Genomic DNA, 14956 nt, shown 5'->3' on the forward strand with positions numbered 1-14956 from the left:
GCGTCAACGGTTGCAGGTGCTACCGTTCCGGTCAATACCGTCATCCATGCACGATCGCCCACGCAGGGAGAGGCCTTGATGAAGCGATGGAAATGGTTCCTGGCAGCTTGCCTGCTGCCCACCGCGTCCGCTCTTGCCGGCGCTCCGGAAGCTGCCCGGCCGGATGCCGGCTGCGAGGCCGCCTATGCCGCCCTGCCCGAGGGCACGCTGCTCGACCTGCTTGACCCTGCCGCGCCTGAGCCGCGACGGCACGAGGCCCTGGCGGCGTACAGGCGCTTGTCCACGATGGCCGACTGCCCTGAATTCGGATACACCCTGGGCCAGCTCTATCGCCACGGTGAATATCTGCCGGGCAACTTGCTGCCGCAGGATCTGGACAAGGCGCGCGCACTCATCCAGCCGATGGCCGAGGCCGGCTACCTGCCCGCTTTCGCCGATCTGGCGGAAATGGAGATGCGCCATGCCAACGCGCGCGAAGCGATGCGCTGGACCCAGGTCTACCTGCACTACGTTGACCGGTTCCGCGACCCCGGCATGAGCGCCGACGACGCGCAGTACCAACGTTCGGCTTACAACGGCAATCTGCTCAACCGCGTGTCGCTGATCTGGCAACACGCCCCGGTCTACCTCCCGCGCAAACTGGTGGACCAGGACCTGCAGGCCTATCTGGACGCGAACGACAACCGGGTCGCGCGTCGGATCGACGAATATCGGCAGGGCCTGCACCGGCGGGCATCCGCGCAGGATGGCGGGCCGATCCGGGTCGCATCGCGACCGCAGCGCTGTTACGTGCAGCAGATCGACCGGCTCGGTGCCGCTGCCGCCACCTGGATCGTGGAGGTTCAGCCTTCGGGCCAGATGGGGAGGATCGTGTTGGAAAACTTCGTGCCCAGGCCGGAGGTGGCCGATGCGATGGTCGACTGCCTGCGGCAATACGTCTTCGAGCCATTTCCCGGCACGCAGCCGGCAACGATCCGCATCCCGATGGTGATGGGCTCCACTGAAGGCGCCAGCATCAGCCGCAAGCGAAGGCGCTGAGGGTCAGTAGGAAAACTCGCAGAACACCGGGTCGACACTGCCGCGCCATTCGCCGTGGAACAGCGCCAGCTTGCGCTCGGCCGGGGTCTTGCAGGACTCCACGATCTCCACCAGCGGATCGAGGAAGCCGGTCTCATCGGCGCCGCAGCGGTCCTGCACGGCGCGCCGGCGCAGGCCGGCGGCGGAAATCTCCAGCGCGCGGCGGGCCAGGTCGCGCAGCGTGCCGCCGCGGAACGGCAGCCCCAGCGCATGCTTCGGCACGCCATCGCGCAGGGCGTGGCGTTCGACCATGCTGAAATCCTTGACCAGGTCCCAGGCGGCATCCAGCGCCGCGTCGTCGTACAGCAGGCCCACCCAGAAGGCCGGCAGCGCGCACAGCCGGCCCCACGGGCCGCCGTCGGCACCACGCATCTCCAGGAACTTCTTCAACCGCACTTCCGGGAAGGCGGTGGTCATGTGATCGTTCCAGTCGCGCAGGGTCGGCAGCGCGCCGGGCAGCACGTCCAGGCGGCCCTGCATGAAGTCGCGGAACGATTTGCCGCTGGCATCGTGGTAGATGCCGTCGCGATAACTGAAGTACATCGGCACGTCGAGCAGGTAATCGACGTAGCGCTCGTAGCCGAAGCCATCCTCGAACACGAAGTCGAGCATGCCGGTGCGGTCGGCGTCGGTGTCGGTCCAGATGTGCGAGCGGTAGCTGAGGTAGCCGTTGGGCTTGCCCTCGGTGAACGGCGAGTCGGCGAACAGCGCTGTTGCTATCGGCTGCAGCGCCAGCGAGACGCGGAACTTCTTCACCATGTCCGCTTCGGACGCATAGTCCAGGTTGACCTGCACCGTGCAGGTGCGGGTCATCATGTCCAAGCCCAGGCTGCCGACTTTGGGCATGTAGTCGCGCATGATCTTGTAGCGGCCTTTCGGCATCCACGGCATTTCGTCGCGCCGCCACTTGGGCTGGAACCCCATGCCGAGGAAGCCGAGCTTGAGCTCGTCGGCCACTTCACGCACTTCGCGCAGGTGGCTGCCGACCTCCCTGCAGGTCTGGTGGATGGACTCCAGCGGCGCGCCCGACAGCTCCAGCTGCCCGGCCGGCTCCAGCGTCACCGACGCGCCATCGCGGGTCAGCGCGATCACCCGGCCGTTTTCCTCGTAAGGCGCCCAGCCGAACCGGACCAGCCCCTTCAGCAGCGCCTCGATGCCACGCTCGCCATCGAAGGTGGGCGGACGCAGGTCATCCAGCCGGAAGCCGAATTTCTCGTGCTCGGTGCCGATCCGCCACGCGTCGCGCGGTTTCTCGCCCGAAGCCAGCACCTCGGCCAGCTGGTTGCGGCCGGTGATCGGCGTGTCGCTGGCTGTGCTGGGTCCGGACATCGGCATCGCCTATCGGTTTGGCGAAGCAGGATAGCCGGCCCGCGGCGGCACCGCAGCAACGCCGTTGTGGCATCAGCGTTCCGTGATTGCGCGCAATTGGGCTATATCGCCAGCCAGCCGGCGACCACCGCGCGCAGTTCGTCAACGCCCTGCTTCGATTCGCCGGAGAACAGCTGCACGCTGACGCTGTCGGCGAACGACCGCGCCAGTTCCATCCGCACCGCCTGCAGGGTGTTGCCGGCGGCGCCGCGGCCAAGCTTGTCGGCCTTGGTCAGGATCACGTGCGCAGGCAACCCGCGGCGCATGGCGTATCCCAGCATCTGCCGGTCGTATTCCTTCAGCGGGTGGCGCACGTCCATCACCACCACCAGCCCGCGCAGGGCGTCGCGGCTGCCGAAATAGCCCTCGAGGAAGGCCTGCCAGTGCGCCTGCAGGTCCTGCGGCACCTTGGCGTAGCCATAGCCCGGCAGGTCGACCAGGTATTTGTTCTCGTGCGGCGGCAGGCCGAAGAACACCAGCTGCTGGGTGCGGCCGGGGGTCTTGGATACGCGCGCGAGCGCGTTCTGCTGGCAGAGCGCGTTGAGGGCGGAGGATTTGCCGGCGTTGGAGCGGCCGGCGAAGGCCACTTCGAAGCCGCCATCGGGCGGCAATTGCCGGTAATTGTGGGCGGCCAGCAGGTACTGGGCGCGCGCGAACGGATTGGGTGCAGCCATGGGCATAGCATGGCATGTCCGCGCGGATGTCGGTCCAGTTTGACCGCTCCGGGCGCGCCGACCATAATTTGCAGGTTGCGCGGCACCTGCCCGCGTCCTTATGCCAGTGGAGTTTCGCATGCGTCCTGTCCATGCCCTTGCCGGTGTTGCCTGTCTTGCTCTTGCCGCCGCTGCTTGGGCCCAGAGCGAAGCCGTCGCCGCACCCGACAATGCCCCGGTGCAGACCGCGCCGCTGGCCGAGAAGCCCGCCACCTGGGGTGATGCCAAGGCCGGACAGGCCAAGGCCGGCGCCTGCGCGGCCTGCCACGGTCTCGACGGCAACGCGATGCAGCAGAACGCGCCGCGCATCGCCGGCATGCCGGAGCGCTACATCGCCGACCAGCTGCACCTGTTCAAGAGCGGCCAGCGCACCAGCGGCATGGCCGCGATCATGGCCCCGTTCGCCGGCATCCTCAGCGCGCAGGATATGCGCGACGTCGGCGCCTGGTACGCCAGCCAGAAGGCCGGCACCGGCGTGGCCGATGACACCACGATTGCCGAAGGCCCCAATCAGGGCATGAAGTTCTACCAGGTCGGCGAGCGCCTTTTCCGCAGTGGCGACCCGGCCCGCGGCCTGCCGGCCTGCATGGCCTGCCACGGCCCGTCGGGTGCCGGCAACCCCGGTCCGGCCTATCCGACCCTGCACGGCCAGGACTCGGCATACGTGACGCGCCGGCTGGAGGAATACCGCACCGGCACCACCACCTACACCGCGCCGGCGCATTTCAACCTCATGGCCGCGGTCAGCAAGTCGCTGAGCGACGAGGAAATCCGTTCGCTGGCCAGCTACGTGCAGGGCCTGCATACCCGCGCCCCCGGCACCACCAAGGAAAGCATCGCCCGCTGAGCGATGCTTCACCATGCGTTGGCCCTGGCCCGTGCATGCTCGTCCGGGCCCACTGCTTGAACACCGGAGCCTGATTCGATGCGCGGACTGCTGTTGACGTTCGTCCTGCTTGCCGCCACCGCGTTTGCGCCCGCACAGGCGCAGCGCGCCCTGCCCGGCCTTGCCGAAGGCTTGCAGTACCGCTACATCGACAACGGGCAGCCCTACCGCGCGCTGCCGCCCGGCATGGTGGAAGTGGCCGAGGTCTTCGCCTACACCTGCCCGCACTGCGCGCACTTCTCGCCGATGCTGGAAGCCTGGGCCAAGCAGCTGCCCGCGCATGCCCGGCTGGTGCTGGTGCCTGGCGTGTTCAGCCGTGACGACCCGTGGTCGCGGGTGTTCTTCGCCGCGCAGGCCGCCAAGTCGTTGCAGGTCCTGCACCCGCGCCTGTTCGCCGCCGTCCACGAGACCGGCGAACTGCCGCGCAATGCCGATGCCGGCCAGATCCTCGCCTTCGCCGGCGGGGTCCAGGGCAGCAATGCCGCGGCACTGAAAGCGGCGATGGCGGACGACGCCGCGCTGCTGCCCAAGCTGAAGCAGGCCTACGATTTCGGCGTGCGCAGCCAGCTCGAGGGAACGCCATCGCTGGTGATCGCCGGCCGTTACCTGGTCCTCGGCAACAGTTACGAAAGCCTGCTGGCCAATGCGCGTGCGGTCGTCGACGCGCTGGCACCGAAGAAAAAGCCGGCCCCCCCGCGGGCCGCACCGGCGGCCAAACCCGCCGCCCCCCGATCCTGACCGACTGACGGAACCGCCATGACCGCATTGCGCCACGCCCTGCTCCTGCTCGTCCTGCTGCCGCTGGCCGCCTGCAAGAACGACGCGCCCGCGCCGGTCGCGGCCGGCGACGCCGCCCCGGCGGCTACGCAGGCCGCCACCAAGGCCGCCAGCGCCGAGGATCCGCAGCGCGCCGCACAGGCCGCAGCGGCGGTGCAGGCCGCGGCCGAGGCTGCCGCCAAGGCACCGCCGCCGGTGGAAGGCACCGACTACGTGACCATTCCCAACGGCCAGCCGTTCGACACCGCGCCTGGCCGCATCGAGGTGGTCGAGTTCTTCGGCTACGTCTGCCCGTTCTGCGCCGCCGTGCAGCCGCAGGTCTCGGCGATGAAGTCCAAGCTGCCGCCGGACGTGCATTTCGTCTACGTGCCGGCCGCGTTCGGCGCGATGTGGGACAACTACGCCAAGGCCTACTACGCCGCCGAAGCGATGGGGCTGGTGGACAAGACCCACGACGCGATGTTCCGGGCCATCCATATCGACCAGACCCTGAAGGGCGAGCGCGGCATGGACAAGCCGGAGGACATCGCCGCGTTCTACGCCAACTATGGCGCCAACCCCGGGCAGTTCCTCAACAGCATGCAGAGCTTCGCGGTGGCCACCAAGATGAACCGCGCCCGCCAGTACATGACCGAAGCCTTCGCCAATGGCGACCAGATGGGCACCCCGGCCTTCGTGGTCGCCGGCAAGTACCGGGTCAAGGGCAAGAGCGTGGACGACATGTTCCGCATCATCAACCAGCTGATCGTCGCCGAGCGCTCCAAGCTCGCCGCCTCGGCACCCGCGGCGGCGCCCAGCCCTGTGGCGACGGACGCGCCGCAGGGCTGATTCCCGCCCCATGGACAAACGCCGGCTGCGCCTGCTGAGCGCCAATATCCAGGCCGGCTCCAGCACGCGCGGCTACGGCGACTACGTCGCGCGCAGCTGGTCGCACGTGCTGCCGGCCGGCAACAAGCGCGGCGCACTGGACACCATCGCCGAACTGGCCGGCCGCCATGACATCGTCGGCCTGCAGGAGGCCGATCCCGGCAGCCTGCGCTCCGGGTTCACCAACCAGACCCATTACCTGGCCGAACGCGCCGGCTTCGCCTACTGGAGCCACCAGCCCAACCGCAGCGTGGCCGGCGTGGCTTCCAGCGCCAATGGCCTGCTCAGCAAGCTGGAGCCGCGGCTGGTCGAGGACCACCCATTGCCGGGCAGGGTCAAGGGCCGCGGCGTGCTCACCGCCACCTTCGGCGACGGCCGCGACGCGCTGACCGTGGCGGTGGCCCATCTCTCGCTGGGTAGCCAGTCGCGGCGCTCGCAGATCGACTTCATCGCCGACATCCTCGCCGGCCTGCCGCACGCAGTGCTGATGGGCGACTTCAACTGCGATCCGGAGCAGCCGGAGATGCAGCAGCTGTATCGCAAGACCCGGCTGCAGCCGCCCGACCGCTGCGTGCCCACCTTCCCCTCATGGCGCCCCCAGCGCGCCATCGACCACATGCTGGTGACGCCGGCGCTGGCACTGGCCACCATGCAGGCGCTGCCCGCCGCGCAGTCCGACCACCTGGCGCTGTCGGTGGAACTGGACGTACCGGAAACGGCGCTGCGCTGAAACGAGCCTAGGTTGCGCTGTACGCGAACGCGCTGCCGACCACCAGCAGGAAGACCGCGAACACCCGCTTCAGCGCGGGCCCGCTGAGCGCATGCGCGAGCCGGGTGCCGTAAGGCGCCGCCAGCACAGACGCCAGCGCCACGCCGATCGCCGCCGGCAGATAGACATAGCCCACCGCGCCCGCCAGCGGAAGCGCGCCTGCCGGCGCCTGCAATGCGTAACCCAGCGCGCTACCCAGGCCGATGAAGATGCCGCAGGCAGACGAAGTGCCCACCGCCTGCACCGGCACCACCCCGCGCCACACCAGCAGCGGCACGGTCAGGCTGCCACCGCCGATGCCGACGATGGCCGACACGATGCCGATCCCGCCACCTGCCAGCGTGTAGCCGGGGCCACGGGGCACCAGCGCGGCATCGCCGCCGGATTTCGGCTGCACCAGCAGCATCTGCGCCGCCACGATCCAGCAGTACGCCGCCACGCACCAGCGCAGCACGTTGCCATCCAATGTGATCGCGAAGCGGCTGCCCAGCCAGCCGCCCAGCAGCACGCCGGGCACCATCCAGCCCACCGTCGGCCACAGCACGCTGCCGCGGCGGTGATGCGCGCGCGCCGATGAGGCCGCGGTCAGCACGATGCTGGCCAGCGAACTGGCCAGCGCCGCGTGCATCGCCGCGTCCACCGGCACGCCTTGGGTGGGCAGCAGCCATGCCAGTGCACCCACCAGCACCAGCCCGCCGCCGATGCCCAGCAGCCCGGCCAGCACGCCGGCACACGCGCCCAGCGCCAGATAGAGAAGCAGGAACGACATCGCGCACCATCGAAAAAGACGTTCATCGATGCTCGGCTATAGTCGGGCGATGCACAAGATCGCGCCCTCGCTGCTGCTGTTGTCGTCGCTGGTTGCCGGCATCACCACCGTCCACGCGCAGTCGCCCACGCCGCGCCCGGCGCCGCTGCTGCAACCGGCCCCGGTGCGGATCGCGCCGCCCGATCCGGCACTGCGCGCCGCCTTCGACACCGCCGCCGGCAGCAGCGGGTTGGATGATCTGGCACTGGCGGGTTTTTCCAGCCAGCCGCTGGCCGGCTGGCTGGAGTACGTCGCCCTGCGCGGGCGCATGGATACGCTGCCGCTGGCGCGCGGCAATGCCTTCCTGGCGGCGCATCGGGGCGAGCCGGTGGCCGCGGCCTTCCGCAACGACTGGCTCAGCGCGCTGGCCCGCCGCAACGAATGGCAGGCTTTCCTGGACCAGTGGGATGCCGGCATCGACGGCGCCGCGCTGCGCTGCCTGCGCCTGCAGGCGTTGATGGCGGTCAATCGCGCGGATACGCAATGGACTGCCGACGCGCAGGCGCTATGGCGCAGCAGCGGCCGTTCGCTGCCGGCGCAATGCGACCCGCCGTTCGCGCTGCTGGCCGCGCAAGGCGGCCTGACGGATGCGCTGCGCTGGGAACGCTTCGACCGTGCCGCCGCCGACGCACAGGGCGGCGTGATGCGCGCGATTGCCGCCGGCCTGCCGTCGGCCGATGCGGCTCTGGCGCTGCAGTACGCGGCCTATCTGGATGCGCCGGAGGCCGCCGTGGACGCGTGGCCGAAAACCGCTCGCAGCCGGCTGGTGGCATCGACCGCGCTGGCCAAGCTGGCGAAGACCGACCCGGCTCGCGCCGAAATGCTGTTGCCGGGCGTAGCGAAGGCCCTGGCGTTCGGGGAGGACGACAACGCCCGCGTGCTCTACCAGGTCGCGCTGTGGTCGGTGGCGTCCTACCTGCCGGATTCCGCGCGCCGCCTCGCCAACGTCCCGGCGTCGGCCTATGACGACAGCCTGCACGAGTGGCGGGTGCGCGAGGCGCTCTCGCGTAGCGATTGGGCTGCCGCGCTGGCCGCGATCAAGCGCATGCCGGACGCGCAGCGTAACGATTCACGCTGGTTGTATTTCGCCGCCCGCACCAGCGAACTGACCGGCGACGTGGCCGCTGCCAAGTCGCTGTACGCGCAGGCCGCGCGCAAGCCCGACTTCCACGGCTTCCTCGCCGCCGACCGCCTCGACCAGCCGTACGCGCTATGCCCGTGGCTGCCCGCGCCGACGCCGGCGCTGAAGCAAGCGGTGGCCCGCGATCCGAACATCGTCCGCGCAGTGCAGCTGTTCCAGCTCGACCGCAGGGGCTGGGCCGCGCGCGAGTGGAACGCCGCGCTGGCGCGCTTCAGCGACGAACAGCGGCGGCTGGCGGTAGAGGTGGCGCAGGACAACGGCTGGTTCGACCGCGGCGTGTTCGGGCTGGTCAACGTCGATGGCAAGCGCTTTCCGGAAGAGCAGCACCTGTACCGGCTGCGCTTCCCGCTGCACCACGACGCAACGATCCGCCGCGAAGCCGCGCGCAACGGCCTCGACCCGGCGTGGGTGGCGGCTGAGATCCGCGCCGAAAGCGTGTTCGACCCCAGCGCCCGCTCCAGCGCAGACGCGCGCGGCCTGATGCAGGTCGTCCCGGCCACCGGCGCGGCGATCGCCGCGAAGATCGGCCAGCCCTGGAACGGCGCCGACACGCTGTTCGATCCCGACGCCAACATCGCCATCGGCACCGCCTACCTGCGCCAGCTGATGGACCGCTACGGCGGCAAGCCCTACCAGGTGATCGCCGGTTACAACGCCGGACCCACCCCGCTCAACCGCTGGGTTTCGCAGCGCCCGACGATGGACCCGGACTTCTGGATCGAGACCATCAGCTACAAGGAAACCCGCGAATACGTGGCGCGCGTCCTCAGCTTCAGCACGATCTACGACTGGCGCATGGACGGCAGCGCGCTGCGCCTGGGCGATCGCATGCAGGGGCTCACCAACGGCCCGCGCAAGGCGTTCGCCTGCCCGGTCGAGCCCGCGGCGGTCGCGCCGCTGGCGCCTGCGCCAGCGAAGCCCGGCAAGCGACGCAGGTAGCCGCTGGGGCATCATCCGCACATGCATGCGCTTGCGGACAACGTGAAGACCTACCTCGTCGGCGGCGCCGTGCGCGACGCGCTGCTTGGCCTGCCTGCAGGCGACCGCGACTTCGTGGTGGTCGGCGCCAGCGTGCAGCAGATGCTGGATGCCGGCTACCGGCAGGTGGGCCGCGACTTCCCGGTCTTTCTGCATCCCGAAACCGGCGAGGAACACGCGCTGGCACGCACCGAGCGCAAGTCCGGGCGCGGCTACACCGGCTTCGTGGTGCATGCCGACCCGTCGGTGACGCTGGAGGACGACCTGCGTCGCCGGGACTTCACCATCAACGCCATCGCCCGCGCCGGCGACGGCACGCTGGTCGATCCGTTCGGCGGCGCGCGCGACATCGAAGCGCGCGTGCTGCGCCATGTCGGCGACGCCTTCGTCGAGGATCCCCTGCGGGTGCTGCGCGCTGCGCGCTTCATGGCGCGCTTCGCGCCGCTGGGTTTCACCGTCGCCCCGGAAACGCTGGCGCTGATGCGGCAGATGGTCGCCAGCGGCGAGCTGGCCGAACTGGTGCCGGAGCGTGTCTGGCAGGAGCTGGCAAAGGCGCTGCGCGCCGCCGCCCCCGGCGCCTTCCTGCGCACCCTGCGCGAGGCCGACGCCCTGCGCGCGGTGCTGCCGGAAGTCGATGCGCTGTACGGCGTGCCGCAGCGCGCGGAGTACCACCCGGAAATCGATACAGGCCTGCACTGCGAGCTGGTCTGCGACATGGCCGCCCGCCTCGCGCCGGGGGACGACCTGGTCGGCTACGCCGCGCTGTGCCACGACCTCGGCAAGGCGCTCACCCCCGCGGACGTGCTTCCGAAGCACCTGATGCACGAGCAGCGTGGGGTCGCCCCCGCAATCGCCATGAGCCAGCGCCTGAAAGTGCCGAACGAACACCGCGAGCTGGCGGTGGCCTGCTGCCGCGAACACCTCAATGTCCATCGCATCGCCGAGCTGAGAGCCGCGACAGTGCACGAACTGATCGCCCGCTGCGACGGCTTCCGCAAGCCGGCCCGCATCGACCAGCTCGCCACCGTCTGCGAAGCCGACGCGCGCGGCCGTGCCGGCAGGGGCGAAGCCAACTATCCGCAGGCCGACACGCTGCGTCGCCTGCACGCAGCGGCCATGGCGGTGCGCGGTGCGGATATCGCCGCGCAGGGCGTCATCGGCCCGGCGTTCGGTGAGGCGCTGCGCAAGGCGCGGATCGCGGCGATTGCCGCCGCCCGCCAGCCCTCGGACTGAGAGAGCCCCCGGCGGAACAGGCGCAGCGCGCGATCTTGCTGGACCGGCAGGCGTCAGTGGCGCCGATCGAAGCGCAGCAGAAAATCGCGCAGCGGGGTGAATGCGGTGGCCAGCCCGATCAGGACGCCAAGCGTATTGGCCAGCGCATCGTTGCGGTCGAGCATCCGGCCCAGCTTCATCGACGCCTGCAGGTACTCCAGACCGATCCCCATCAATACCAGCAGCAGGCAGATGAAGCCCCACGACAGCCGCCGCGCGAACAGCTGCACCGCGCCCGCCGCCAGCGCCGCGTAGGCGGCGAAATGTTCCAGCTTGTCGCTGACCGGCAGCGGCGGCAGGTCCTTGCCAGGCAGCAGCGAACCGATCACCACGATGGCGATCGCCAGCATCCACAGTCCGGCCCACAGCCAAGGCCGCCTGAACGGCTTGAGCGAACGGCCGATACGTGGCACGCGGCTCACCGGCAGCAGCTCACAGGCGATGGCTCAGGTCGCCGACCAGGAAGGCCGCGTCGAGTTCGACGCCGCGCTGGAAGCCGATCGCCTGGAAGCGCTCGCCCATCTCGCTGGGCAGGGTCAGGATCTTGGCCTGCTGGCGCAGGTTGTGGCGCGCCACTTCATCGGCGGTCTGCGCTTCGGCAGCGGCAAGGTTTTCCTGCAACCGGTTGCCGAGCAGGAAGCTGGCCTGCGAGCAGTAACCGGAGAACTCGAAGCCCGCACCCACGCCGGCTTCGGCCAGCGCGGTGAAATCCACCGAGGCGGTGATGTCCTGTAAGCCGGGCCAGGCGAACACGTCATTGGTGACGTGGTGCTGGCGGAACGCGCGCAGGGTGCCATCGTCGCGACCTGGCTGGTAGTACTCGCCGCGCGAATAGCCATAGTCGATGAACAGCAGCGCGCCGTTGCGCAGGCCGCCGGCCACCGCCTGCAGCCAGTACGGCAGCTGCGCCAGCACCTCGCTGCGGTAACCATCGGCGAACGGCGCCGGCAACTGCGATTCGACGCGGCGCACGGCGGCCGCCAGCATCGGGTCGGCGGGTTGCTCGGCACGCACGAAGCGGCCTTCGCCATCCAGCGACACGCACTCCTCCAGCACCTCGCCAGCGCGAATGGCGAAGCGCGGCGTCGGCAGCGCATCGATCACCTCGTTGGCGAACAGCACGCCGTCCCACGGTTCCGAGATCGGCCCGTCCAGCCATTCCACCCGTGCGAACAGCTCCGCCGGCAGCCGCGCCTGCAGCCGCTCACGCTGGCGCTGGCGCAGGTCGGCGCTGGGCTCCAGGATCGCGTAGCGCGCCGGCGGCACGCCATCGGCCTGCAGCTTTTCCAGGCAGGCCTCGGCGAACGCACCGCTGCCGCCGCCCACCTCCATGAACACCGCACCCTTGCCGGCCTGCCGCAGCGCCGGCGCCAGCGCGTCAGCCACGCAGGCCGCGAACAGCGGCGAGCGCTCCGGCGCGGTGGTGAAGTCGCCGCCCGGGCCGAACTTGTGCGCGCCGGCGCTGTAGTAGCCCAGTCCCGGCGCATACAGCGCCAGCTCCATGAATTTCCAGAACGGGATGCGACCGCCGGCAGCGATGATCTGTTCCTGGATCACCTCGCGCAGGTGCGCGCTGTGCGCCTGCGCATCGGCGGATGGCATCGGCAGCGTGGACGCGGCCATCAGTCGAGCTCCATGCGCCGGCCGGCGCTCTGTCCCGGTCCGGAAAACACCCGCACCTCGATCGCCGCGATGGCGTGTGCACGCAGCGCGTCGCGGTCCTCGCACAGCCGCTGCAGGAACCAGTACGCGAACTCCTCCAGCGTGGCGTTCTCGATCGGCAGCAGCAGCACGTCGCCGCGCAGGAACGGGATGCGCTGGCCGTTGAAATGCGCATGCACGTGCTCGCCGGCTTCCTCGATGCGCAGGAATTTCGACCGCGTCGGCAGAATCGTCCACTCGTTCAGTTCGCGGCACAGCGCGACGACGCGATCCTTGTAGATGCCGTAGTCGAAGCACATGCCGTTGCCCAGCATGCGTGCATGGATGTCGACCTCCACGGTGAAGTTGTGGCCGTGCAGGCGTTCGCGTTCGGTCGCGTTGAAGATGGTGAAATGCGCCGCCGAGAACTTCATGTTCTGCTTGGCCAGGCGGATGACGACGGACGGGCTCATGGGAAATCCGCCTCTTCGATGTCGCCGAGCTGCGGGCGCATCAGGATGTCCTCGACCACCGTGCGCGCCGACAGCGACCACGCCGTCCACGCCATCTCCGCCACGTCCGCGGCCGGCATCAGCCGTTCCGGCGGCAGCGGCACGCCGTCCCACGAGGCGGTCAGGGTCGCGCCCGGCAGCAGCGCCACCACGCGCACGCCGTGCGGCTTCATTTCCTCGCGCAGGTTGCGCGAGAAGCCGTACAGCGCGTGCTTGGCGATGCTGTAGGAACCGCCGTTCGGGTAGGCGGCGATGGACGCGGTGCTGCACACGTTCAGCACCATGCCGCTGCGCCGTTCGACCATCTTCGGCAGCAGGCGCCTGGTCAGGCGGTAGGCGCCGAACAGGTTGGCCTGCAGCATGTCCAGCAGGGCGCCGTCGTCCTCGCCGGCGATCCCGCCGGGCCGGAACGCGCCGGCATTGTTCACCAGCAGGTCGACAGCGCCGTGCTGCGCGAGGACGTCGCGCGCCAATGCATCCACGGCGTCGCCGTCACGCATGTCGCAGGCATGGCATTCGACCTGCGGCAGTGCGGCGCGCAGCGCGTCCAGCGCCGCCTGTCCGCGCGCGCAGGCGATCACGGTGGCGTCTTCGCGGGCGAAGCGTTCGACGATGGCGCGGCCGATCCCGCGCGAGGCGCCGGTCACCAGCACCACGCTCATGCAAAACTCCCGCGCTCGATCTCCACGCCCACCGCCGCGGCGTTCGCCAGCGCGTCCGGCTTGGACAACTTCAGCCGCACCGCCTTGGCGCCGAATTCGGTCAGTATCAGGTCGGCGCAGCATTCGGCCAGCGTTTCCACCAGCATGAAGTCGGTCTGCGCAACGTAGTCGGCCAGCCGCAGGCTCACCGCCTCGTAGTCCAGCGCATCGGCCAGCGTGTCGCTGCTGGCGGCAATGCGGTTGTCGAAGCGCATGCGGATGTCCAGCAGCACCGGCTGGGTGGCGTGGCGCTCACGGTCGTGCACGCCGATCAGGGCGTCCAGGCGCAGGCCTTCGATGAAAACGGTGTCGGTCATGGGGCGTGTTCGCGTTCCCGGGGAACCGGATACCGCGGCGGAATGGGGATTGGATGCACAGCTTAACAACCCGTCCGTGCGTGCCGGCGCCGCCGCGCGGCGCCCGCCCGTTCACACCGCCGCGAGCGTCGCCATGTCCCAGCGCGGCACCGCGCGGATCGCGGCATCGTCGTGCTGGCCGGCGGCCAGCCGCAGCGCGCCGGCAAACGCGATCATCGCGCCGTTGTCGGTGCACAGCGCCGGGCGCGGGAAGCAGGCCCGGCCGCCGCGCTTCCCGCACATCTCCACCAGCTTGGCGCGCAGCCGCCGGTTGGCGCCCACGCCGCCGGCCACGATCAGGGTGTCTGTGCCAGCCGCATCCAGTGCGCGGCCACACTTGATCGCCAGCGTGTCCACCACCGCATCCTCGAAGCCTCGGGCGATGTCGGCGCGGGTCTGCTCGGACTGGTCGCTGTCGCGCCACGCCAGCAGCACCTGCGTCTTCAGGCCGCTGAAGCTGAAATCCAGCCCCGGCCGGTCGGTCATCGGCCGAGAGAATCTGAATTTCCCCGGCACGCCCTGCTCGGCCAGTCTGGCCAGCTGCGGCCCGCCCGGATACGGCAGGCCCATCATCTTGGCGGTCTTGTCGAAGGCCTCGCCGGCGGCGTCGTCCAGGGTTTCGCCCAGCAGCCGGTAGCTGCCGATCGCATCCACCGCCACCAGCTGGGTATGCCCGCCGGACACCAGCAAGGCCACGAACGGCGGCTGCGGTGCGTCTTCCTCGATCAGCGGCGCGAGCAGGTGGCCTTCCATGTGGTGCACGCCGATCGCCGGCACGTCCAGCGCCCATGCCAGCGAGCGGGCCACGCCCGCGCCGACCAGCAGCGCGCCCACCAGGCCGGGCCCGGCGGTATAGGCCACGCCATCGATGTCGGCGGTGGACAGGCCGGCTTCGGCCAGGGTCTGGCGGATCAGCGGCAGCAGCTTGCGCACGTGGTCGCGGCTGGCCAGCTCCGGCACCACCCCGCCGTATTCGGCGTGCAGGGCGATCTGGCTGTAGACCGCATGGGCGCGCAGGCCGCCTGCGCCGGTGTCGTAGACCGCGACGCCGGTTTCGTCGCAGGAGGATTCGATGCCAAGGACGTTCATC

The 14956-nt window shown here is 69.9% G+C and carries 16 protein-coding genes; 7 read left to right on the forward strand and 9 right to left on the reverse strand.

The features are described from left to right. Positions 1-78: 78 nt before the first annotated feature. A complete protein-coding gene (locus ICG51_RS04860; RefSeq protein WP_190281897.1) occupies positions 79-1038 on the forward strand; it encodes a hypothetical protein in 960 nt (319 codons plus the stop codon). 3 nt (positions 1039-1041) lie between these two features. Here the strand turns inward: ICG51_RS04860 and ICG51_RS04865 are convergent, their stop codons facing one another. Together ICG51_RS04865 and yihA are read right to left on the reverse strand one after the other, a co-directional pair. Next, complete coding sequence (locus tag ICG51_RS04865; protein ID WP_190281898.1) at positions 1042-2406, reverse strand: glutamate--cysteine ligase; 1365 nt, start codon at positions 2404-2406, stop codon at positions 1042-1044. 101 nt (positions 2407-2507) lie between these two features. Then, a complete protein-coding gene (gene yihA / locus ICG51_RS04870; protein ID WP_190281899.1) occupies positions 2508-3119 on the reverse strand; it encodes a ribosome biogenesis GTP-binding protein YihA/YsxC in 612 nt (203 codons plus the stop codon). A gap of 118 nt (positions 3120-3237) precedes the next feature. On the opposite strand from yihA, the gene ICG51_RS04875 reads away from it, so the two are divergent. From ICG51_RS04875 to ICG51_RS04890, 4 genes are all read left to right on the forward strand, one after another. Next, a complete protein-coding gene (locus tag ICG51_RS04875; RefSeq protein WP_190281900.1) occupies positions 3238-4005 on the forward strand; it encodes a c-type cytochrome in 768 nt (255 codons plus the stop codon). 78 nt (positions 4006-4083) lie between these two features. Next, positions 4084-4782 carry a thioredoxin domain-containing protein gene (locus ICG51_RS04880; protein ID WP_190281901.1) on the forward strand — a complete coding sequence of 233 codons (699 nt, stop codon included), beginning with the start codon at positions 4084-4086 and terminating at the stop codon, positions 4780-4782. A gap of 18 nt (positions 4783-4800) precedes the next feature. Continuing rightward, positions 4801-5649: a thiol:disulfide interchange protein DsbA/DsbL gene (locus ICG51_RS04885; RefSeq protein WP_190281902.1), complete on the forward strand. Its 849-nt coding sequence runs from the start codon at positions 4801-4803 to the stop codon at positions 5647-5649. A gap of 10 nt (positions 5650-5659) precedes the next feature. After that, entirely contained in the window at positions 5660-6418 is a 759-nt protein-coding gene (locus ICG51_RS04890) for an endonuclease/exonuclease/phosphatase family protein (RefSeq protein WP_190281903.1), read from the forward strand. Between the two features lie 7 nt (positions 6419-6425). Here the strand turns inward: ICG51_RS04890 and ICG51_RS04895 are convergent, their stop codons facing one another. Then, positions 6426-7226 (reverse strand): sulfite exporter TauE/SafE family protein, encoded by an 801-nt coding sequence (locus tag ICG51_RS04895; protein ID WP_190281904.1) that lies wholly within the window; start codon positions 7224-7226, stop codon positions 6426-6428. Between the two features lie 49 nt (positions 7227-7275). Between ICG51_RS04895 and ICG51_RS04900 the strand changes: the two genes are divergently transcribed. After that, the gene (locus ICG51_RS04900) at positions 7276-9345 is read left to right on the forward strand and encodes a lytic transglycosylase domain-containing protein (RefSeq protein WP_190281905.1); all 2070 of its coding nucleotides are present in this window, start codon (positions 7276-7278) and stop codon (positions 9343-9345) included. A 42-nt stretch (positions 9346-9387) separates the two neighbouring features. Continuing rightward, complete coding sequence (locus ICG51_RS04905; protein ID WP_190282360.1) at positions 9388-10617, forward strand: multifunctional CCA addition/repair protein; 1230 nt, start codon at positions 9388-9390, stop codon at positions 10615-10617. Positions 10618-10670: 53 nt separating this feature from the next. Here the strand turns inward: ICG51_RS04905 and ICG51_RS04910 are convergent, their stop codons facing one another. The 6 genes from ICG51_RS04910 to tsaD form a co-directional block, all read right to left on the reverse strand. Continuing rightward, entirely contained in the window at positions 10671-11006 is a 336-nt protein-coding gene (locus tag ICG51_RS04910; RefSeq protein WP_223809563.1) for a VanZ family protein, read from the reverse strand. 82 nt (positions 11007-11088) lie between these two features. Further along, a complete protein-coding gene (locus tag ICG51_RS04915) occupies positions 11089-12279 on the reverse strand; it encodes an SAM-dependent methyltransferase (RefSeq protein ID WP_223809517.1) in 1191 nt (396 codons plus the stop codon). Beyond that, entirely contained in the window at positions 12279-12770 is a 492-nt protein-coding gene (locus ICG51_RS04920) for a 6-carboxytetrahydropterin synthase (protein WP_190281906.1), read from the reverse strand. The genes ICG51_RS04915 and ICG51_RS04920 overlap by 1 nt, the downstream gene beginning before the upstream one ends. After that, positions 12767-13471: an SDR family oxidoreductase gene (locus ICG51_RS04925; protein ID WP_190281907.1), complete on the reverse strand. Its 705-nt coding sequence runs from the start codon at positions 13469-13471 to the stop codon at positions 12767-12769. Before ICG51_RS04925 ends, ICG51_RS04920 begins: the two co-directional genes overlap by 4 nt. Next, positions 13468-13827 (reverse strand): dihydroneopterin aldolase, encoded by a 360-nt coding sequence (gene folB, locus ICG51_RS04930; RefSeq protein ID WP_028840256.1) that lies wholly within the window; start codon positions 13825-13827, stop codon positions 13468-13470. Before folB ends, ICG51_RS04925 begins: the two co-directional genes overlap by 4 nt. 111 nt (positions 13828-13938) lie before the next feature. Beyond that, positions 13939-14955 (reverse strand): tRNA (adenosine(37)-N6)-threonylcarbamoyltransferase complex transferase subunit TsaD, encoded by a 1017-nt coding sequence (tsaD, locus tag ICG51_RS04935; RefSeq protein WP_190281908.1) that lies wholly within the window; start codon positions 14953-14955, stop codon positions 13939-13941. Position 14956 lies beyond the last annotated feature (1 nt).

It is taken from the genome of Thermomonas sp. XSG, assembly GCF_014678725.1.
Lineage (GTDB): Bacteria > Pseudomonadota > Gammaproteobacteria > Xanthomonadales > Xanthomonadaceae > Thermomonas.

Bases quoted from the DNA above. Each gene is read 5' to 3' on its own strand.
- ICG51_RS04860 (WP_190281897.1), top strand. From the start codon at position 79: ATGAAGCGATGGAAATGGTTCCTGGCAGCTTGCCTGCTGCCCACCGCG.
- ICG51_RS04865 (WP_190281898.1), bottom strand. From the start codon at position 2,406: ATGTCCGGACCCAGCACAGCCAGCGACACGCCGATCACCGGCCGCAAC.
- yihA (WP_190281899.1), bottom strand. From the start codon at position 3,119: ATGGCTGCACCCAATCCGTTCGCGCGCGCCCAGTACCTGCTGGCCGCC.
- ICG51_RS04875 (WP_190281900.1), top strand. From the start codon at position 3,238: ATGCGTCCTGTCCATGCCCTTGCCGGTGTTGCCTGTCTTGCTCTTGCC.
- ICG51_RS04880 (WP_190281901.1), top strand. From the start codon at position 4,084: ATGCGCGGACTGCTGTTGACGTTCGTCCTGCTTGCCGCCACCGCGTTT.
- ICG51_RS04885 (WP_190281902.1), top strand. From the start codon at position 4,801: ATGACCGCATTGCGCCACGCCCTGCTCCTGCTCGTCCTGCTGCCGCTG.
- ICG51_RS04890 (WP_190281903.1), top strand. From the start codon at position 5,660: ATGGACAAACGCCGGCTGCGCCTGCTGAGCGCCAATATCCAGGCCGGC.
- ICG51_RS04895 (WP_190281904.1), bottom strand. From the start codon at position 7,226: ATGTCGTTCCTGCTTCTCTATCTGGCGCTGGGCGCGTGTGCCGGCGTG.
- ICG51_RS04900 (WP_190281905.1), top strand. From the start codon at position 7,276: ATGCACAAGATCGCGCCCTCGCTGCTGCTGTTGTCGTCGCTGGTTGCC.
- ICG51_RS04910 (WP_223809563.1), bottom strand. From the start codon at position 11,006: ATGCTGGCGATCGCCATCGTGGTGATCGGTTCGCTGCTGCCTGGCAAG.
- ICG51_RS04915 (WP_223809517.1), bottom strand. From the start codon at position 12,279: ATGGCCGCGTCCACGCTGCCGATGCCATCCGCCGATGCGCAGGCGCAC.
- ICG51_RS04920 (WP_190281906.1), bottom strand. From the start codon at position 12,770: ATGAGCCCGTCCGTCGTCATCCGCCTGGCCAAGCAGAACATGAAGTTC.
- ICG51_RS04925 (WP_190281907.1), bottom strand. From the start codon at position 13,471: ATGAGCGTGGTGCTGGTGACCGGCGCCTCGCGCGGGATCGGCCGCGCC.
- folB (WP_028840256.1), bottom strand. From the start codon at position 13,827: ATGACCGACACCGTTTTCATCGAAGGCCTGCGCCTGGACGCCCTGATC.
- tsaD (WP_190281908.1), bottom strand. From the start codon at position 14,955: ATGAACGTCCTTGGCATCGAATCCTCCTGCGACGAAACCGGCGTCGCG.